We start from the raw sequence: 19,777 nt of genomic DNA on the forward strand, positions 1-19,777 counted from the left end.
TTATGCCATCGGAGCGGCGAGATTCGAACTCACGACCCCTACTACCCCAAAGTAGTGCGCTACCAAGCTGCGCTACGCCCCGATGTGCCTGCCTACTATAACATAATGGCTTAACCGTCCGCAGCTCTTTACGTGACTTCCTTCACGGCGGCTTGTGCCTCTCGACGCAGCCCAGAGGCAATCCGAAAAAGTTCTTGCCCTGTATGCAGATAAGAGTCATCGTAATTGAGCGTGAAAAACTCTAGCTGCTCAATCCCATCATCAACCTGGTTGAGGCAGTAGTAGAGATGTGCTGCAACGCCAGCCAGACTTTTGGGATTGGGGAGCGAGTGAAAGATGGTTTCAGCATGACTGAGGCGATCGCGGCAGTCCTCCAAATACTCTTGAAAATCTGCCATCAGGAAATCATCAAACGGATCAGCCGCAAGCGCGTCAATTTGCTCCTTCAATGGTTTGAGAATTTGCAGTACTAGCTGACTGACGGGTGTGTAAACTTGAGTCAGCCACTGTTGCAGATGCTCATCGGCTTTTTGGGCTGTCTGCTGTGGCTTGCGATGGCGCGCTTGGGCTGCGGCAGTCCGTTGCTGTCGGTTACCTCTACCTGCTGAAAAGCCAGCGTCTTCAAGCTGTGTCAGGTACCGTAACTGTTGGTCGTAAGATTTGCGATGTTCGGGATCGCCCAGAACTTCGTAGGCAGCGTTAACCCTGGCGATTTTCTCGTGGTTAGCGGTTTCCCGGTTACTGTCGGGGTGAAATTGTTTGGCTAACTGACGGTATGCCTGTTTAATCTCCGCCTGCGTTGCTGTGGGAGCCACGTTTAAAGTGCGGTAGTGATCAGACCTCATTCTGCTGCTTCAGCGTCACCCTCCAAGCATGGCTGGCATGTTTAGCTCAGAGTCCTGGAAGAGGGGCGTACTGAGATAGCGCTCACCAAAACTGGGCTGAATCATCACAATGAGCTTTCCTGCATACTCAGGACGACGACCGACCTGAATGGCTGCGTAGAGGGCAGCGCCGCTAGAAATACCAGAAAGTATCCCTTCTTCACGCGCCAACCGCCGACCATAGGCGATCGCCTCGTCATCTGAAACCGTAATCACTTCGTCAATCAGGTTGACGTTGAGCACTGGCGGTACAAAGCCAGCACCAATCCCCTGAATTTTGTGAGCGCCCGGACGACCGCCCGATAAGACGGGGCTGTTGGCTGGCTCGACCGCGATCGCTGTAAACTCAGGCTTACGGGACTTGATCACGTCGGCAATCCCTGTGATGGTACCACCTGTGCCAACCCCAGCGATCACCGCATCAATTTGACCATCAGTATCTGCCCAGAGTTCTTCTGCCGTTGTTTCCCTGTGAATCTGAGGATTCGCTGGGTTACGAAACTGTTGCAGCATATAGGCATTGGGCAGCGTTTCAACAATTTGCTGCGCCCGCTGAATGCAGCCACTCATGCCTTCGATGCCGGGCGTTAATTCTAGCTGTGCACCATAGGCACGTAACATCGCTCGCCGTTCCGAACTCATCGTTTCTGGCATAGTCAGAATCAGATGATAGCCCTTAGCTGCTGCTGCCATCGCCAACGCAATGCCCGTGTTGCCGGAGGTAGGCTCTACCAGCACGGTTTTACCCGGTGTAATTAAGCCGTCTTTTTCTGCGGCATGAATCATGCTGATGCCAATACGGTCTTTCACTGAAGCAGATGGATTCATGCCTTCAAGCTTCACTAAGATCTGTGCGACGCACCCATCCGCCTGAGGAATCCGATTCAACTGCACCAGGGGCGTATGACCAATCAATTCAGTTATGTTTTGAGCAATACGCATGAGCTTAAATGTAGTACATGATGTCGAGCTGTCGTCTGGCGCTGCATTTGTCGCAGAGGTCTTGCAAGGTGCAGCGCTGCAAGACCGCATTTGCAGCCTGGTGCGTCTCTTGCCAAACATCCCAAATAACAGCGCTTTCTACGGTTTTAGGCACTACATGCGATTCAGCCGATTGAGCCTCGGCACCCTCTAGACATTGCAGTACCTCTAACAGATTAATTTTCCAGGGTTCACGCGACAGAATGTAGCCGCCTTTTGCCCCGCGCTGCGATCGCACCAGACCACACCGTCTGAGTGTAGCCAATAATTGCTCCAGATAGCGATCGGGAATTTGCTGCTGAGCAGCGATCTGGCGAATTTGCAGCGGTTCTCCACTAGCATAATGTGCAGTTAACTCAATGAGCGCCAGGATAGCGTACTCATTCTTGCTAGAAATTTCCACGGGTAAGATTCAATGAACAGTAGTCAAGTCGGTTAAAGAGCCGTCATTGACTATTATACTACGGTTCGCTACTAGGGTTTTGCGAGGAAGGGAGAAAACAAAAAAGCCCCACGATCGCAGGGCTAAGTCATGTACCAATACAGCTCTAGAAGCAATTCGCTTACTTGTAGTGGCTAGAAGGTAAAGGTTGTCCGTAAAACCCCAACAAAAACATCCTCATTGGAATTGTCACCAGGGATGCCCGCGTTTTGGTTCACACTCGGCAGGTAAATGAGACCTGGAGTGATCGAAATGTTATCCGTGAGTTGGTACTTGTAAAAGACTTCGATATGGTAAGCGAAGTCTTGGCTTCGACTAGCAAAGGCTGGACTTAAGTTAGCATTACCAACGTCAATCCCTCTTAGCGTAGGCTCTGCCCCCGCAACGATACCCAGGAAATTACCTTTTTTACCCAGATCTGGGAAACCAACCGCAACTGCAAAGTTCCAGATATCAGCATCGCCTAAGCCGATGATTTCTGCATCGCTGTAACCAACCCAACCGTTGACGATGAAGCCAGGAGCGGGTCGGAAAGACGCTTCAACCCCGAATGAGTTGCTTTCAACTGGGAACGATCGTCCCCGCAACAGGGAATTGTTGTTTAAGTTAGCAAACGTTGTACCCGTACCGCCGAGGTTGAAGTTATTACCAGCCGTTAGAGCCGCATTGTTACGCTCGTAGCCACGCACATAGGTCAAACCAAGCTTAAAGCCGCCCGTGCTAAAGACTAACTGCGCCAACGCGGAGTAGTTACCATTAAACACCCCGCCATCAATGCCAGGGTTGCTAGCAGTATTAGACAGGTAGCCCAGATCAAGCTTAAAGTTATTGTTGAACTTATAGTTAATACCAAGCCCAGCACCCAGAGGACCAATGCGATAGAGTGGGTTGCGCTCGGCAAAGCGAGAAATCGCATTTTGACCGCCACCATTGCCTTCAAAGAAGGGGTTAATTGTATCGGCGTAATAGTGATGTAAGGCACCATTCGCAAACAGATTAACGGTCAGGTTGCTGCCAATGGGAAAGCGGTAATCCAACACGTCGAGAAAGATACTGTTACCGCCGTTGTTGGAATCCGTAATCGTGCCATCCGCAGCAGGGTTCGCACCGTCATAGGGAAGGTTTGCTTCGTTTGTGCGCTGGTAGTTGTTCTGTGCGTTTGGGATGGTGCCGTTGCTCAGAAGTCGAGTGGCGTTACCAGCCTGGAGGCGCACTCTCAAGCGATCCTTGCCTGTAAAGCTGGTGAGCAGGTTTAGTCGAATGCGATCGTTGAAAACAGTATTTGTGCCACCCTGTGGTGGGTAGTCACCAAACGCGTCGGCGATCGTGAAAATCACTTCACCCGAAAGCTTGGTCGTGGTCGAAAACTGCTGCTTCTCTATGGTTGCCGTCCGCGATTCGAGTGCATCCACGCGACCCCGCAAGGTGGCTAGCTCAGCCGCAAATTCCTCTTGCAGCTTTTGCAACGTTGCCAAATCTTCCTTTTTAACTAGATCAGCCGTACCTGCGGCAATCAACTCATTGACTCGATCTAAGCAAGCGTTCAGACCTGCCGCAAACTCGTAACGAGTAGTGGCACGGTTACCGCGATAGGTTTTGTCAGGATAGCCAACAATACAGCCATAACGTTCAACCAGCGATTGCAGCGCTTGAAATGCCCAATCGGTTGGCTTTACATCCGCAAGTTGAGAAACAGATGTCACCTGACTGGCACTATTTGGCGCAACGGTACCTTCAGTACTGTAAATCGTCAGTTGGCTCATAGGAGCCGTTGGCGCAACCGACTGGGGTGCAGCAGGCGTAGCCTCTGCTAAAAGCACTGGACTAGCGGGGAGCGTAGACATGACTTTGTCTGACCGCGTAGCAGCAATAGTTTGAGGAACGGCATCAGCCGCTTCAGTCGCTTTCACAGTCGAGGCTGTACTTGCGATCGTAGACATCACAACGGCACTGCTGAGAAGAGCAGGAGCCACCAGCAAAGACTTCCAGAACTGTTTTGACATTATTTTTATCCTCACACTCAAGACACACAACACTCAAGACACAAAAGCAGCACACAAACCAGCAAACCGCCAAAGGCTTTTTTACTTGCTTAAAATCTTACACTCAATTGGTTAAAAATTCTTGAGGCTGATGCTATTTACGCATAAGTTTCATATTAGAGCCGAACTATGAGCCTTGATTCATCTTGAAGGGTTGTCAATCGCTTTTTAAGGGGAGCGATCGTACGGTTACCACGGGCAAAAATCGCGCCATTCATTCTGCAAAAATTGCGCGCAGAAAGTCCCGTTTTTACGGAGCTTTTTAGTTTTTCAGCTTGAAAACCAGCCCATTAGAAAGTGAACGTGGTCCGTATGACACCCACATATTGAGTGTCATTGCGGCTGTTCCCTTCTGGGTTGAACAGGACAAAGACACCCGGTGTAATGGCAATATTATCCGTCAAACGATAGCGGTAGAAGGCTTCCAGGTGGAGGGGCGTGCTTGTATCAGTCCGATTATTTGTAAGACCGCTGTTGCTAATGACAGTGGGTGCCATACCAAATAGGAGTCCGCCCAAATTACCCTTCTTACCTAAATCGGGGAACGCCAGATAACCTACAGCACTTAAGATCGTTGCGTTGTCGCTGTTGCTGCGGCGATGAGCAAACGAAGCCGATGCCCAGCCACCGACAAGAAACTTCGGACTGAGCTGAAGCTGCACAGCACCCGCAACGGAGTCTGCCGATGTCGCAGCGCCATTAAACGGGTTGGCGGCAAAGCTAGTGCCTGTACTGCCTGTGATATTAATGCCGCCACCATTCGGTTCTGCTCCCGTGTAGTACGAGTGAGCATACGCAAGACCCAGTGTGAGCGCCTTACTCGGTTGAAAAACGACCTGAGCCACGGCGGCATTAGAACCATTAAATAAGCCTCCCTTCGCAGATGGGTTATTGCTGCTGCCACCAGCGAGATAGCCGCCTTCCAATCGCAAGGCATCACTCACCTTGTAGGCAAACGTGATGCCAGCAGAGCCAATATTGTTAGGGTTGTTAAGTCGGTAGAAGGTGTTGAAACGCCCAAAGCGAGACACAGCGCCAGCGCCACTACTTTCAAAGGGGCTTAGATTGCTCACTACTGTATCTTGAAGCTCGTCATTCAGCGCATCAATTTGCACGGTAAGTTTGTCACCCACGGGAAAGCGGTAGAACAGCTTATCGATTTGCACGGCATTGTTTTCGCTACCGTCGAAGCCCAGGCGGGTTTCGTTTGTGCCTGTAAAGGAACCATTAAACGGAGTGGTGTTACGAGCCTGTAGTCGAGTACGCAGGCGATCTTTACCCGTGAAGCTTGTATCAAGCGCTAGGCGCACGCGATCGGAAAAAATCGTGTTTGTATTGTCATTTTTCGTTGTGTTGGCGATCGCTCCACCCGCTCCGTTGACGGTGGCACTGTTACCACCCGTATCCGCGATCGAGAAAATGACTTCGCCGCTCAGCTTGGTAGTGGTCGAAAACTGCTGCTTTTCCAATGTGGCTGTACGTGCTTCCACTGCATCCACGCGACCCCGCAAGGTGGCTAGCTCAGCCGCAAATTCTTCTTGCAGTTTTTGAACGGCAAGCAGATCCTCTTTTTTGACTAAATCAGCAGTGCCAGCCGCAATCAGCTCATTCACCCGGTCCATGCAAGCGTTCAGACCCGCCGCAAACTCATAGCGAGTGAGTGCTCGATTTCCGCGATAGGTCTTGTCGGGATAGCCGACGATGCAACCATAGCGTTCCACCAACGATTGCAAAGCCTGGAACGCCCAGTCAGAAGGCTTCACGTCTGAAAGCTGAGAGACAGAGGTCACTTGACCAAGGATATCTGTAGAAGCATTGCTTTCGACGCTGTAAGCCGCTACCTGATTGAGCGTAGCCGCCGGGGGCGATGGTTGAGGCAATGCGGCTGAAGCAGCTGCCACAGTCACCGGGTTCGTCGGCAGCAAAGATGCTGCATTCGCTACATCTGTAGAGTGGTCGAGCGTCGTTGCTGGCAGAGTAGCATCAATTGCTTCAGCGGCATTCACAGCCGTACTTGCACCAGCGATCGCAGACGCAGCGGTAGCACTCAAAAGCGCTGGAGTCGTCAGTAACTTCCAAGACTGGTTTGACATGGTTAACCCTCATCTCCATCACCGTCCGCGTCAAGATGCAAACGTTACACGCAGGTTTTTGAATCAACCAAGGGTGTTCTTGACCTATTCACCTTACGCTTCTTGCACTTAATGATCCGGAGATTTTCGGTGATTACACTCAACGCTTATAGCCCTACGGGTAACGTTAAGACCTTACTCAAAGGCAGCATCAACACAATGACAAACGTTGTCAAATGTGCTGTACAACATCTCACTGGAGGGTTAGCTATAGGATTTGTAGGGCGCTCAGTGGAAGCAACAGTTTGAAGGGCGATAGTTTGAAGGGCGATCGCATGTTTGCTGCTGCTAAAAACCTGAGCCGTTGATATGAATTGATACACAAAAAGACCCCGTTTTCACGGGGTCTTTTCAGCTTGAAAATTCAGCTAACTAGAATGAGAATGTCGTCCGAAGTACGCCAACATACTGAGTCGCATTATCTTCGTTTCCTTCTGGATTGAAGATCACGATAATGCCTGGTGTAAGCGCAATGTTTTTCGTCAGTTGATAGCGATACAGCGCCTCTACATGATATGTGGTGTCGTTATCAAAGCGGCGAGCACCCGCAGCACCCGTAGCACCACGGAAATCGCTGCCAGTCACTTTCGGTGGAATACCGACGATGATGCCACCCAAGTTGCCTTTCTTACCCAAGTCAGGGAAAGCCAAGAAGACACTGCCATTCAGGATAGTTGCCTCGTTATCGCTTCTACCTTGATAGGCTTCGGTGTAGCCAAAGTTGCCGCCGATGATGAATTGGGGGCTGAGACGAAACTGTACTGCAGCCGAGAACGTATCTGACGACGTTGGACGAGGGGTTGCCGCACTCGAGTTAAAGGGGTTGGAAGCGAAGCCGCTGCCAGTACTCGATGTAACGTTGACCTCACCACCAGGGTAGTAGGAGTGAGCGTAGGTCAACGCAACCTCAATCGCTCTAGCTGGTCTTAAAACAACTTGTCCTATAGCAGTGTAGGCACCGTTGAAAAGACCATTCTCCAAGCCTGGGTCATTGCTATTGGTGTCAGAGAGGTAGCCTCCCTGCAACGAGAGAAAATTACCAAATTTGTAATCGAACGTGAAGCCAGCACCTGCTGCACCGCTCCGATACACAGGGCTAAACCGTCCAAACCGCGAGAGTGCACCACTACCACTGGATTGGAACGGACTGAGTGTGCTGATCAGTCCGTTGTAGAAGTTCATTTGCGTAGCATCGATTTGAATCCTAAGGTTGTCACCCAGGGGAAAGCGGTAGAACAGCTTGTCAATGCCAAACTGGTTACTTTCATTGCCATCGAAGCCAAATCGGGTTTCGTTGGTTCCCGTGAAGGCACCAGAATAAGGGGTAATGTTTCGTGCTTGCAGGCGGATTCTCAGTTGATCCTTGCCGGTAAAGCTGCTGTCGAAGTTAAGGCGAACACGATCAGAAAAAATGGTTTGGGTCTGGTCGTCTCTTAACCGACCTTCGTTACCAGCGTTAATGCCACCAAGGAATCCACCACTACCATTTCGGGTAGCACGATCGCCAAACGTATCAGAAATAGCGAAAATTACTTCAGCATTTAACTTGGTCGTGGTAGAAAACTGCTGCTTCTCAAGGGTCGCCGTCCGCGCTTCCAAAGCATCGACCCGTCCACGCAGGGTTGCCAGCTCAGCCGCAAACTCTTCTTGCAGCCTTTGTACTGCCAGCAAGTCTTCTTTCTTCACCAGGTCAGCGGTGCCTGCTGCAATCAGTTCGTTGATTCGATCCATGCAGGCGTTCAGACCAGCAGCGAACTCGTAACGAGTCAGCGCCCGATTACCACGATAGGTCTTGTCAGGATAACCAACAATACAGCCGTAGCGCTCAACCAGTGATTGCAGTGCCTGAAACGCCCAGTCAGTCGGCTTTACGTCCGAAAGCTGCGAAACAGAAGTCACCTGACCAACAATACCTGTAGAAGGCGTGCCTTCGGTGCTGTAGACCGCCATCTGATTGACAGGAGCGGCTGGAGTAGCCGACTGTGTTGTAGCCGACTGTGTTGTAGCCGTCGAAGTCGTAACAGCCGGAGTTACAGCAGCCGGAGTTACAGCAGTCGAAGCATCCGCTACAGTCACAGGCACGACCGGAAGAGACGGTGCTGAAGTAGCTAAGCGGTCTGTAGCCGTCACTTGGGATGCAGCATCAGTTGCTTCAGCAGCATTCACACTTGCACTTACATTCACGATCGCAGACATTGCGACCGTAGCGCCTAGGAGCGCTGGAGCCGCTAACAAAGACTTCCAGATTGTTTTTGACATCATTGCTTTCACACTCACACCTTATTACAAACGGATCGATGTACAGATTGCGATCAAAGCTCAAGAAAGGGAGCTTTACCATGCTAATTCCACACATTTGCCAGCTGTTCTTGAAGTTTAGGCACCTCTAAGAACGCTTTCGTACATTACTAGAAGGTTAACCCTTAGGGCAATGCACTACCCAGCGATCGAAGCTCGGAATCTATACTCATCTGATTATCAGAGGCAATGGTTAACATGACTTTAAAGGTATACACCTTTTCTAGACTTATTTCTAGCAGTCGCGTCAAAAAAACAGCAAAACCTGAGTTTTTTAAGTAGCAAGCGTCACATTTGATGCTATCGGCAACGACTCCGTGTTTTATGTAATGGCTGACACCAAAAAAAAGCGCTCTCCTACTATATGGAGAGCGCTTGCAGACTAAAGCGTGATTTTTTGCACGCTAGAAAAGGACTTCAGCGATACCTAGAAGGTAAAGGTGGTTCTCAACGTGCCAATGAGGATGTCCTCATTAGCATCGCTTTGACCGGGGTTGATGACATAAATGACACCAGGTGTGATGGAGATATTGTCACTCAACTGATATCTGTAAAACGCTTCAAAGTGAAGTGGCAGATCGTTTTGACCCTGACCAAACTTTCTTGAGTTGCCCAAGTAGGGTTCAACACCAGCAGTGAGTCCGAGCAAGTTGCCTTTCTTGAGGAAGTCAGCAAACGCAAGACCAACTCCATACGTCCAGATTTCACCTTTGCCAACGCCATCATCGGGCTTGTTCGCTTCAATGTATGAGCCAAAGGCGTTGATCGAAATGGTTTTACCCAGGTTGAGCGAACCTGAAATACCGTAGGCGTTCAGGGTGGTGGACGTAAATTGTCCAACGCCACTGCCCGCAGCGTTAACGAAGGCAAAGTTACTAGCGCTTGAACCCACAACGGCACCGCCGCTACCAGTATCAAAGATGGCACCGCGGGCGTAAGCGTTAACGTAGGTGGCACCGATCGAGAAGGTGTCGTTCTTAAAAGCGATCTGAGCAAGAGCGGCATAGTTACCATTAAACAAACCAGCTTTGTCAGCAGGGTTGTTTGCTCCAAAGAACGTCTGCGGAGCGTTTAGCTGTCCACCAGTTGCACTCAAGCTAGAGTTGTTTGCCAGGTAGCCAAGGCTGATCTTGAAGTTGCTTGTAAGGTCAAAGTTTAGACCAATACCCGAACCACCACCGATGTCATAAATCGGGTTGCGTTGAGCAAAGATACTAAGGGGACCATTACCGCCATCAAAGCCTTCTAGCAGACCTGCCTGAGTTGGCGCATAGTCGTACTGCAAGCCAGCGAAAGCTGGAATGTAAACGCTGATTTTGTCGCCCAGTGGGAAGTAGTAAGCCACCCAGTCAGCGAAGACTGAATTTCCACCAGTGCTACCAAACTGGAACGACTGTAGACCAATACCGCCAACAGGGTCTTGAAGCGTAAAGGGAACAAAGTTACCAGCCGCAAGACGGGTGATGAGCAAGTCCTTACCCGTAAAGCTGGTGTTGAGGGACAGACGAATCCGGTCTTGAAACACGGTTTCGTTATTGTTCGGCTGGAAGAACTCGTCCGTGATAGCAAAGATCACCTCACCCGCCAGCTTGGTGGTGGTGGAGAATTGCTGTTTCTCAAGAGTAGCTGTACGAGCTTCTAGAGAATCAACGCGACCGCGAAGGGTTGCCAGTTCAGCAGCGAACTCTTCTTGCAGCTTTTGCAGGACTGCCAGATCTTCTTTCTTGACTAGATCAGCGGTGCCAGCAGCAATGAGTTCGTTCACACGATCGAGACACGCATTCAAGCCAGCCGCAAATTCGTAGCGAGTGGTCGCGCGGTTACCTCTGTAAGTTCTGTCAGGATAACCAGCAATACAGCCGTAGCGTTCTACCAGTGATTGCAATGCCTGAAACGCCCAATCAGTTGGCTTTACGTCAGACAGTTGAGAGACAGACGTTACCTGGCTAGCACTTGAGCGACCCTCACGGGTGTAGCGATTGATCTGTTTCAGAGAGTTTTCCGATGCCCCAACTGTCACAGGAGCGGGCGCATCATCATCACTGGACTTGTCAACTGGGGTCGAAGCGATCTGCATGGGCAGTTGCTTTTCAGTCAGGTTAACAGAGCGCGTAACCGATGCTGGTGCAGCGTCTAGTGCGGTAACTTCAGGCGAAGCGATCGTTAGATCAGCAGCCATCGAGAGGGGCTGCAAGGCAGAAGCTTGAGGCTGAACAACTTCGTTCGTTGCTTTAGCTTCGGCTGCGATCGCAGAAGCAGAGACCGTTAGAGCAGCAGCAAGAATTGCAGGGCTGACTAGCAGCGATTTCAAAAAAGCGTTGGACATGACTTTAATTTATTCTCCTCACACCGATATGGAAAGACCATCAGCGTCTTTTATCGTTACACTCAGATTCTTCAACAAGCTGACGCACTCAAGCGTAATTCAGATTAATTTCTGCGGCAAGAGTGTTTTGTGCTGTCGAATACATTTCTCGAATATCATATCGAATCTTTTGGCGTATGTCTTTACTTGGAAATAAGAAATTGACAAGAGAATTTTCTACAGGTCCTTCTTGTCTCGCTTGGTCTACGCAAAGCCAGTTAAGTCTAGCGATCCACCCGCTAAGCGCTGCCCTCAAACGCGATCGACTTGCTAGGTTGCTCAGTTTCAGCCGCGAAGGGTGGACGGTACTGACTCCAGGGTTTTGCTGCTTCAATTTGGGCTGCCAGCGCAATGAGGGTGGTTTCAGCCGCTGGACGACCAATGAGCTGAATGCCGATCGGGAGACCGTTCTGGTCGAAGCCAGCGGGAATCGTCATCACTGGCTGCCCAGTGGCATTAAACGGTGGACAGGGTGCAACCCAACGGATAATTTTTTCTAATGTTTGGCTCGGTCGAAGCCTTGCCCACTCGCCAACGCGAATGGTGGAGTGCAGATAGGTTGGCAGTACCAGCACATCCACTGTGTCAAAAAAGGTTACAATGCGACGCGCGATCGTCTGCATTTTGCCGACGGCTCTTAGATATTTGCCGCTCGAGTCGAAGCGCGATCGATTGAGCAACCAGCGATTCATCTTGCCGAGAAAAATGAAGGGAATGCCCGCTTCGCTTAAAACGGACTGCCAGACGATACTAAATGGCTCAACGAGATCGCTTACGTCAGGGCAACCCGGTTCGACGATGTGACCCAATGATTGAAGCAGATTCACTGTCTCCAAAACGGCTTGCTCGCAGCTTGCATCTGCGGCTCCGATCGGTTCAATGGCAGTCGCAAAGGCAATCCGCAGTTGACCAGGAGCGGTTTGAGTCGCTGCTAGAAAAGAGGGGACGGGATCAGGCAACCAGTAAGGATCGCCGCTGACATAGCCCGACATCGCATCTAATAAAGCAGCGGCATCAGCAACAGTGCGACCGATCGGTCCACTGGTAGCGATACCACTTAGTCGATCGCCGTGGGGCGCATGGGTGACACGTCCCCTTGATGGTTTGATCCCAACCAAACCACAGCAGGATGCCGGTCCTCGAATCGAGCCGCCGCCATCTGATCCCTGCGCGATCGCGCACAGTCCCGCTGCCAAAGCTGCTGCGGCACCGCCACTGGAGCCACCAGGCGTGTAGTCTAGATTCCAGGGGTTACGAGCAGGGGGGAAGCCATCAGGTTCGGTGTAAGGCAGTGTGCCCACCTCTGATGTGGCAGTCTTTCCTAAAATGATGAAACCAGCTTGTCTGATGCGGGTCACAACACCATCGTCTTCAGCGGCGATGCGCTTCTTCAGGATTTTGACCCCGTAAGCACACGTCAGTCCAGCCACTGCATTGAGGTCTTTGATCGAAATCGGTACGCCAAAAAAGGGCGGCAGGTCGGCAGTACTGCGTGCGATCGCCTCTGTTTTAGCGTTTGCTTCGGCGATCGCTTGCTCAGCTGCCACTGTGACGTAGCTGCCCAACTGCCCATTCAGTTGCTCAATACGCTGCAAGTAAAGCTCTACTAGCTCCAACGGCGAGATTTCTCGCTGACGAATCAACCGTGCTTGTTCTAACGCAGGCGCAAATGCCAGATCAGTCAGGTTCATGTTACGAAACCCGTCTCAGTGGTGCTGGCTGATGCCGCAAAACTTCGTCGTAGAGGCTCTCTAAATGCGTAATGTTATCGGTCAGCGTGTAGCGCTCTTTGACCCGCTGTCGGGCGTTTTGTCCCAGTAGCGTTGTCCAGCCAGTGTGTTCGCACAGTTGGGGCAGCAGCGTCTTAAGCTGGATCGCTACGCTTTGAGTCTTCAAGATCACACCCGCTTCATGTTCCAACACTTCACCATCAGCCCCCGCATCGGTAGCAACGCAGGCTAAGCCACACGCCATTGCTTCGAGCAGAGAGAGCGACAGCCCTTCGACCAGCGACGGCAGCACAAACACATCGGAGCCGCGCAGGATATTGATGCGTTGCTGCTCATCGGCAATGAAACCAAGCCAGATGATGCCATGCTCAGGACCATAAAACGGGATGAGGGAAGCAGCCAAAGAGCCATGATTGCCCACAATGACCAGTTTGGTACGATCGTCCATGCGACACTGCTTCCAGGCTTTGAGCAGCGATTCAATGTTTTTTTCTGGGGCAATGCGTCCCTGGTAGACAAAGATGCGATCGGCATCTAATTCCGCCTTCAAACTCGACGCACCAGGGGAATATTTCTGCACATCCACACCATTGGGAATCACTGCCAGCTTGGATGCAGGTACACCAAGGCGGATCAACAATTCTTCTTGAATGTGAGAGAAAATAATGACGCGATCGTACTTGGCAAGAAACGGGGCATAAAGCTGATACATCAGGTGCTGTGTGCCCGATGTCAAATTACGCGGCTTGCGATCGAAGGGTGGATGGAACGTTGCCACCAGCGGAATGCCTAGATCGAGACAGATTTCCGGCAGCAGAAAGTCTAGCGGCGATAGGGTGAGCGAAGCATGAACCACATCTGGTCTGAGTCTGTAAAGCGCTTGCGCCAGAATCTTGCTCGATTTGAATGTGGGAATGGTGTAGATTTGCGATTTGTAGAGAAACGGAATCGAAATCTCCTGAAAATCGGGCCAGTTATCGGGTGGTGGCTCTGCCTGGGCAAAGTGGAAAAAACTAACCTGATGACCTCGATCGAGCAGTGCATTGGTCACTTCTCGACCGTAAGTGACATTGCCGCAGAACGGCGACTTTTTTCCGAGCCAAGCGATATGCATTCAGGGTCTCAAGCAAAAGGGTAAGAGTAAGGTGATTAACGGTCAGTCGTTAGTGAGCCACTGGCATGAGTCCAACAAAACGCAACCGTAAAGCCTATAGCCTACTAACGCTGGTGGTTTAATCCTGTACGGGAAATATACCAGGTTAAGACCCCTCCTGCGACGACCAAGCCAGCAAGACCCAGAAAAACGACTCGCAAACCGAAGAACGTCTCGGCGACTCCTGCCAGTGCTAGAGGCAAACTGAGTGCAATGTTAATCGCATTGTTTTGCAGCCCAAAGACCTTGCCACGCATGGCTTCTGGTGTTTCTTCTTGAATCGCCGTCTGCATCGGTACACCAACGATCGCCGCAAAGCCACCCAGCGCTGCAATCAGTAGTAATGTCGGCACCAACCGCGTTACCGAAAGGGAGATGCCAATCAGCGACGCTGCCATACCCAGCGAACCAACAAGACTAAGCAGTGCATGAGGAAACCGCTGTCCAAATTGCCCGATAAACGTTGCCCCGATCGCCATACCAACCCCACCCATCGCTAGCAAAAAGCCAAACTGAGAGGATTTAATCTCTGGCGTAACCTCTGCTAGACGCACCGAAAGCACAGCCAGCGCCGCAAAGACCGAGAAGAGAATCACCAGTTGAATCAACGCACTCCGCACCCGACCCTGCTCTGCTAGAAAGCGCAAGCCGTCGCGGATATCCTGCCATACGTGGGGCGTTTCGACGCTGGTTTCAGTCCCTTCAACAGTTGATGCCGCCACATTAAGATTCTTTTCACCAGTTCGTAGCAGCAGCAAAATCACACCCGCGATCGTATAGCCACTGGCAACAACCAGCTCTTTGCCCAGCCCGATCGCCGTCCAACCCAGCTTACTGATCAAGGTGTCTGCCAGGGCTAGTAGCGGTTCACCCACCGCAAAGCCAATAATCACCGATGCCATCATGGTAGTGGTGTAGAGAGAGTTCGCAGACAGTAGATGCCGACGCTCCACTACTAGCGGCAACGTTGATTGCTCGGCTGGCGCGAAGAATTGCGTCAGCGTGGAGACTAGAAACGTGATGCCGAGGAGAACGCAGAAGCCAACTGGCAAGCCTGCTAAAGGCGACCAACCCTTTGACAACCAGAGCAAGGGCGGCAGTGCAAAAACCAGTCCGCCGCGCAGTAGATTCGTCAGCACCAGCACTGTTTTCTTAGACCAGCGATCGACAAAGACACCCGCGATCGAGCCAAACAGCACGGCTGGGATCGTAAACGCAATCATGATCGACGACACCCAGCCGCTAATGGATTGGTCGCCACTCTGAAAACGGCTGGCAATCAGTGCAATCATCAGCACCAGGTATACCTTGTCCGCCAGCTGCGAAAAAACCTGACCGCTCCACAGAATGAGAAAATTGCGATTCTTCAAGACAGGAAAGAAACCCCGCTCTGATTCCGGCTTTTGCCCATTCGTCTGAGCACCATTTATCTGAGCACCATTGACTTGAGCAAAAGTGTCTGCTGTTGATTCTCCCGCCGTTGCAACGGCTGTACCTCGACCATTTTGGTGCAACGTCTCCTCTGGGCGCAACGGCTCTAAAGGGGACAGCGGGATTGCCTGGGCATCAATTTGCTCAGCAGTACCTTGCTCCAGTGGGTCTGAGGAGGAGGGGTTAGCCTCAGAGTGAAAAATGTCCTCTGCCAACCTGGGTCGATGAGCATCCTGGCTCGTCATGGGTTGCATAGAGGTATCTGACGGATACAGCTCCCGCTTCGACAAGAAAGCATCAGCTTCTGCTTTACGCGACTCATCGTTGACATTGTCACTTGTGTTCGTTGGATTCAAAGACAACATCACCGTTGCTTCCAGGTCAGAGTGGGACAATCGCATCATAGCTTGAAGAGGTGTTTGGAGATCTTAGACAGGTTCAGCGGTCGCAAAGCAGGCATCAATGAGAGTGGCAGAGCGAATCGGTCGATCGAAATAATATTGAGCATACGATCGCAGCGCCTGTTCAACCGACTGCCAGAGGCGATCGAGCGCTCCCTGAGAACCACCACCTGGCTGCATACAAGCCAATAGCGCTTCCGGTGCAGGCAATTCTGCGTCAGCGAGGTGCTGCAAAAGCATGAGTTCAGGAGCGCTCAGTCGTCGATGCAAGCCTGCGATCGAGGTTCGCGGCGATTGGACAAGGCTAGTTTGCCTGTTTTCAGTTGCGCTGGTTTCAGTTGCGGTCACGTTAGCGTGAAGCACTGATGTCGGTCGCGCCTCAGAGACCCGCTGCTGGCGCAGCGATGGTTTCTCAGCACGCAACCGTTCCAATGCTACCAGTGTGACTGTTCCACCTGCCGGAATACTAAACCCAACGCGCCAATCGCGATCGGTCAAGTCAGGCGGCAACAACTGGCGTGTAACGCAACAGAGATGCACCTGGGGCGCAACGCCTGCCAGCACAAGTAATTGAAAGATCGCGTGGGTTAAATGAGCCAGTACCTGCGAAGCGGGCGATCGCTCCAAACGTGCCAGATGTTCATTGAGCAGGCAAAACAGGTCTTCTTGCGGCTGATCGCTTAATGCCTGATGGAGACACAGTTCGGCAAGATACTGGCTGGCGATCAGCTTTTTTAAATCCTGCCCCAGGCGTGGGTAAGACTCTAGCGTTTCTGCCTGCGTAATTTTGTCGAGCGATCGCCCCTTGGCAATCATCAGCTCATTCACCACAAAGAGTTCGCTTCGTCCACCCAAGCGTGAATTGTGCTTCCGCGACCCCATAGCGATCGCTCGCACTAAGCCAAACTCGCGTGTCAAAATTGTCAGCAGGCGATCGGACTCCCCCATTGGCATACTTTTAAGATTGATTCCAGTAGCTTTGTAGGTGCGGCTCATGAAAAGAAAGATGAGGGATGGGGGAGCAGAAGATGATGGGGGCTTTTGAGTTGATGCTGACCGCTGCTTTCTAGCCTACTGCCATACCTTCTCGCTGTCGGATGAGTTCAGGACCGCGCGAGGTTCCCAGACGAGTGGCTCCAGCCATAACTAACTCTAACGCTTGCTCTACTGTGCGAATGCCTCCAGAAGCCTTAATACCGACTCTGTCTTTGGTTACGTCTTTGAGCAAACGGACATCAGCGACTGTAGCACCACCATACAAGCCTGTACTGGTTTTCAGGAACGCTACGCCTGCCTCCATGCAAACTTCAGCCGCTTGCCGCTTTTCTAGATCGGTGAGCAACGCGGTTTCCAAAATTGCCTTGATGGTTTGACCCGTAGCATCGTAGATTTCGGCAATTTCGCGGTGGACAGCATCAAGGTCACCCGCTTTTAACCAGCCGATGTTGATCACAACGTCTAGTTCTGTCGCGCCATGCTCGACTGCCTCCTGCGCTTCATAGAGCTTGACGGCTGATGTGGTAGCACCATAGGGAAACCCAATCACAGCGCATACCTTGGGTCGCTTGCCATGCAATAACGCAGCAGCTTGCCGGACATAGGTTGGATGAAGACACACCGCCGCAAAGTTAAATTGGTCTGCATCCGCGCACCATTGCTCGACGTGCTCTGACGTTGCCGTTGGAGTCAGCAACGCGTGATCGATCAATGGAGCAAGATCAATCTCTGAACTCGATCGCCCTGCATTCGATCGCTCTGCCATACAATTCTCCCAAACGTCTTTTTAGTATTTTGACCGCAGTATTCTGACCGCGGTGGTAACTTGAATGCTCGACTAATTGACCGTGAGCAAGCTTAAACCAATGAGCGTTGCAATACTGAGTGAACCAGTAGCAAACATGAGCGATCGACCAATGGGCACATTCAAAATGTAGAACAAAGGATAGAGCAGACGCGCAGTGACATAGGCGATCGCAGCCCAACCTGCCACTGCTGACTGTTGGCTCGTGACGTATGCCATCAGTGCCGCTGCCGCAAATAACACAAAGGACTCAAACGCATTTTCGTGTGCCCAGGTAGCTCGTTGAGCGTAGGCAGGCAGCTTGTCAAAGAGCGCTCGTGGCGATGCCAGATCAAACCCAGCTTGAACGCGACCATAGACAACGACCATAAAGGGCAGGTAAACCAACGCTGCTGCCGCTGCAATGGCGTACAGCAGGAGTGTGGGTGTCGAGATTGGTAAGAGTGGCAATGAGATCATACGGAACTTGTAAATGATGGCTGTGCCAGTTGGAAGCGCTGCTTGATGGCTGGATCGTTTCAGCCGCGATCGCTTCACACCCGATCGCTTCACATATAGCAACCTCCATTATCGCGTCACCTGTACGTAGAATGACCCAGATCTAGCCTGACTCTTGGAGATTAATGTTGCTTGTCGAGCGCTTTGAGTAAAATTTAGAGAGATGGTGGTTCATAACCTGGAAATGGTATGCAAAGGCAGCAACATCAGCACAGGGCAAAGCAGCCGCGACCACCGCTAACAGCGCGATCGCACCAGCAGCGACGAACGTCGAAGGCAACATTGAGCCTTGGCAAACCTGGGTGGACGTTAGCGCTAGTGGTTTTGGGTGGCGCATGGATTGTTGTAGCTGTGATTGCGCTCACGGCTGTCAGTGGCTTGCTGAGTCCGAATGCATCCACTGGTAAGCGACCTCCAGGAGCAGCCGTGATTCGGGAGACCAGTGAAACGGCGCAAAGAAACAGCCAGACTCGCCTCCCGCTGTGGCTCTTTGGGGCGATCGCGCTTAGCTGTGCGGCTGGTTCGATGCTGATCGCAAAGCAGGCAAATCGTCCGTCACGTCCTCGCAAAAGCACCAAGGTGAAGCGGTTAGCGCCCTATGCAGCTTCAACCCTACCGCAGCCAGCGCCTTCCCCTGCACCACAGCCCCAACCAACCTATCCTCCAGTCGTACCATCGTTTGTGCTAAACCCAGCGCACAATCTAAACCCAGCGCACAATCTAAACCCAGCGCACAATCTAAACCCAGCGTACAGTCAGTCTCTTTCTACAGCCCCTACGCCATTCATGGCTCCTGCCACATTGATGCAACTGGCGCATCAAGAGTCTCAGGGTGCGATCGCGCAAACCGATGTGTCAGCAACCGTCTCCTCTGAAGACACGCATCCCCTCGACTGGGGCAAAGCCAGTCTGGCAGACAAGCTGGATCTTCGCAAACAGCGATCGGTGTCGTCATTACTATGATGCTGTCAACAGAATCGTTTCCATCCGTTGTGGCATTGGCATCGGCTAGAAACGATCGGTAGAAACTGTGGAGGTTCTATGTCTCTCACCATCAAAGATCTGGAGAAGCTGCAAGCGCAGGCACCTGACTACCGCATGGAGCTGGTGAATGGGAGCATCACGGTTATGAGTCCATCTGGCTATGAGTCTGATGAGGTCGCTTTCGAGGTTGGGCGGCAAATCTCTAATTGGGTGCGTCCACGCAAACTGGGTCGCGTGACGGGTTCCAGCGCTGGTTTTACCTTGCCCAACTCTGATACTCGCGCCCCTGATGTGTCCTTTGTTCAGGCACAGCGGTTACGGACAAGTCCTCGCAGCTTTGCCGAACTAGCGCCTGATTTGATGGTGGAAGTGAAATCTCCTACTGATAGCCTGAAAGGGCTGCGAGAGAAGATCGATAGCTTCCTGGCGCAGGGTACACGAGTCGGCATCCTGATTCACCCCGAGCAGCGCTGGGTTGAGATTCGTCGCACCGAGCAAGAGCCAATGACGCTACGAGACGGAGACGCGCTAACTGTGCCTGATATTCTTCCCGGCTGGCAGGTAAAGATTGAAGACCTCTGGTCACCACAGTTTGATGAGCTTGAGGATGAAAAGTAACGCTGTAAGTAGTCAAG

At 51.7% G+C, this 19,777-nt stretch carries 15 protein-coding genes and 1 tRNA gene; 2 read left to right on the forward strand and 14 right to left on the reverse strand.

The genetic code is table 11. From position 1 onward, the window contains the following. Positions 1 to 8: 8 nt before the first annotated feature. The 14 genes from AC5JO6_RS15090 to AC5JO6_RS15155 form a co-directional block, all read right to left on the reverse strand. Positions 9 to 82, reverse strand: a tRNA-Pro gene (locus tag AC5JO6_RS15090). Between the two features lie 46 nt (positions 83 to 128). Then, entirely contained in the window at positions 129 to 845 is a 717-nt protein-coding gene (locus AC5JO6_RS15095; protein ID WP_496081891.1) for a J domain-containing protein, read from the reverse strand. Between the two features lie 15 nt (positions 846 to 860). Continuing rightward, positions 861 to 1,826, reverse strand: coding sequence for a cysteine synthase A (gene cysK, locus AC5JO6_RS15100; protein WP_496081892.1), 966 nt, complete (start codon positions 1,824 to 1,826; stop codon positions 861 to 863). Positions 1,827 to 1,830: 4 nt separating this feature from the next. After that, positions 1,831 to 2,268 (reverse strand): Rrf2 family transcriptional regulator, encoded by a 438-nt coding sequence (locus AC5JO6_RS15105; RefSeq protein ID WP_496081893.1) that lies wholly within the window; start codon positions 2,266 to 2,268, stop codon positions 1,831 to 1,833. A 173-nt stretch (positions 2,269 to 2,441) separates the two neighbouring features. Continuing rightward, positions 2,442 to 4,310, reverse strand: coding sequence for an iron uptake porin (locus AC5JO6_RS15110; protein WP_496081894.1), 1,869 nt, complete (start codon positions 4,308 to 4,310; stop codon positions 2,442 to 2,444). Between the two features lie 329 nt (positions 4,311 to 4,639). Further along, entirely contained in the window at positions 4,640 to 6,442 is a 1,803-nt protein-coding gene (locus AC5JO6_RS15115; protein WP_496081895.1) for an iron uptake porin, read from the reverse strand. A gap of 411 nt (positions 6,443 to 6,853) precedes the next feature. After that, a complete protein-coding gene (locus AC5JO6_RS15120) occupies positions 6,854 to 8,740 on the reverse strand; it encodes an iron uptake porin (RefSeq protein WP_496081927.1) in 1,887 nt (628 codons plus the stop codon). 466 nt (positions 8,741 to 9,206) lie between these two features. Further along, a complete protein-coding gene (locus AC5JO6_RS15125) occupies positions 9,207 to 11,105 on the reverse strand; it encodes an iron uptake porin (protein ID WP_496081896.1) in 1,899 nt (632 codons plus the stop codon). A gap of 278 nt (positions 11,106 to 11,383) precedes the next feature. Next, entirely contained in the window at positions 11,384 to 12,835 is a 1,452-nt protein-coding gene (locus AC5JO6_RS15130; RefSeq protein ID WP_496081897.1) for an amidase, read from the reverse strand. A 1-nt stretch (position 12,836) separates the two neighbouring features. Next, positions 12,837 to 13,988 (reverse strand): glycosyltransferase family 4 protein, encoded by a 1,152-nt coding sequence (locus tag AC5JO6_RS15135; RefSeq protein WP_496081898.1) that lies wholly within the window; start codon positions 13,986 to 13,988, stop codon positions 12,837 to 12,839. Between the two features lie 104 nt (positions 13,989 to 14,092). Further along, complete coding sequence (locus AC5JO6_RS15140; protein WP_496081899.1) at positions 14,093 to 15,862, reverse strand: MFS transporter; 1,770 nt, start codon at positions 15,860 to 15,862, stop codon at positions 14,093 to 14,095. Positions 15,863 to 15,886: 24 nt separating this feature from the next. Further along, positions 15,887 to 16,855, reverse strand: a complete 969-nt coding sequence (recO, locus tag AC5JO6_RS15145; protein WP_496081900.1) for a DNA repair protein RecO — start codon at positions 16,853 to 16,855, stop codon at positions 15,887 to 15,889. Between the two features lie 70 nt (positions 16,856 to 16,925). Then, positions 16,926 to 17,621 (reverse strand): deoxyribose-phosphate aldolase, encoded by a 696-nt coding sequence (gene deoC, locus AC5JO6_RS15150; protein ID WP_496081901.1) that lies wholly within the window; start codon positions 17,619 to 17,621, stop codon positions 16,926 to 16,928. 72 nt (positions 17,622 to 17,693) lie between these two features. Next, positions 17,694 to 18,119: an MAPEG family protein gene (locus AC5JO6_RS15155; RefSeq protein WP_496081928.1), complete on the reverse strand. Its 426-nt coding sequence runs from the start codon at positions 18,117 to 18,119 to the stop codon at positions 17,694 to 17,696. Positions 18,120 to 18,347: 228 nt separating this feature from the next. On the opposite strand from AC5JO6_RS15155, the gene AC5JO6_RS15160 reads away from it, so the two are divergent. Together AC5JO6_RS15160 and AC5JO6_RS15165 are read left to right on the forward strand one after the other, a co-directional pair. Next, a complete protein-coding gene (locus tag AC5JO6_RS15160; RefSeq protein WP_496081902.1) occupies positions 18,348 to 19,121 on the forward strand; it encodes a hypothetical protein in 774 nt (257 codons plus the stop codon). A gap of 78 nt (positions 19,122 to 19,199) precedes the next feature. Continuing rightward, positions 19,200 to 19,760: a Uma2 family endonuclease gene (locus AC5JO6_RS15165; protein WP_496081903.1), complete on the forward strand. Its 561-nt coding sequence runs from the start codon at positions 19,200 to 19,202 to the stop codon at positions 19,758 to 19,760. Positions 19,761 to 19,777 lie beyond the last annotated feature (17 nt).

This window comes from Tildeniella sp. (assembly GCF_059505325.1).

Coding starts and splice junctions, on each gene's coding strand:
- AC5JO6_RS15115 (WP_496081895.1), bottom strand. CDS start 6,442: ATGTCAAACCAGTCTTGGAAGTTACTGACGACTCCAGCGCTTTTGAGT.
- AC5JO6_RS15110 (WP_496081894.1), bottom strand. CDS start 4,310: ATGTCAAAACAGTTCTGGAAGTCTTTGCTGGTGGCTCCTGCTCTTCTC.
- AC5JO6_RS15165 (WP_496081903.1), top strand. CDS start 19,200: ATGTCTCTCACCATCAAAGATCTGGAGAAGCTGCAAGCGCAGGCACCT.
- deoC (WP_496081901.1), bottom strand. CDS start 17,621: ATGGCAGAGCGATCGAATGCAGGGCGATCGAGTTCAGAGATTGATCTT.
- AC5JO6_RS15130 (WP_496081897.1), bottom strand. CDS start 12,835: ATGAACCTGACTGATCTGGCATTTGCGCCTGCGTTAGAACAAGCACGG.
- recO (WP_496081900.1), bottom strand. CDS start 16,855: ATGAGCCGCACCTACAAAGCTACTGGAATCAATCTTAAAAGTATGCCA.
- AC5JO6_RS15160 (WP_496081902.1), top strand. CDS start 18,348: ATGCAAAGGCAGCAACATCAGCACAGGGCAAAGCAGCCGCGACCACCG.
- AC5JO6_RS15140 (WP_496081899.1), bottom strand. CDS start 15,862: ATGATGCGATTGTCCCACTCTGACCTGGAAGCAACGGTGATGTTGTCT.
- AC5JO6_RS15155 (WP_496081928.1), bottom strand. CDS start 18,119: ATGATCTCATTGCCACTCTTACCAATCTCGACACCCACACTCCTGCTG.
- AC5JO6_RS15095 (WP_496081891.1), bottom strand. CDS start 845: ATGAGGTCTGATCACTACCGCACTTTAAACGTGGCTCCCACAGCAACG.
- AC5JO6_RS15120 (WP_496081927.1), bottom strand. CDS start 8,740: ATGTCAAAAACAATCTGGAAGTCTTTGTTAGCGGCTCCAGCGCTCCTA.
- cysK (WP_496081892.1), bottom strand. CDS start 1,826: ATGCGTATTGCTCAAAACATAACTGAATTGATTGGTCATACGCCCCTG.
- AC5JO6_RS15125 (WP_496081896.1), bottom strand. CDS start 11,105: ATGTCCAACGCTTTTTTGAAATCGCTGCTAGTCAGCCCTGCAATTCTT.
- AC5JO6_RS15135 (WP_496081898.1), bottom strand. CDS start 13,988: ATGCATATCGCTTGGCTCGGAAAAAAGTCGCCGTTCTGCGGCAATGTC.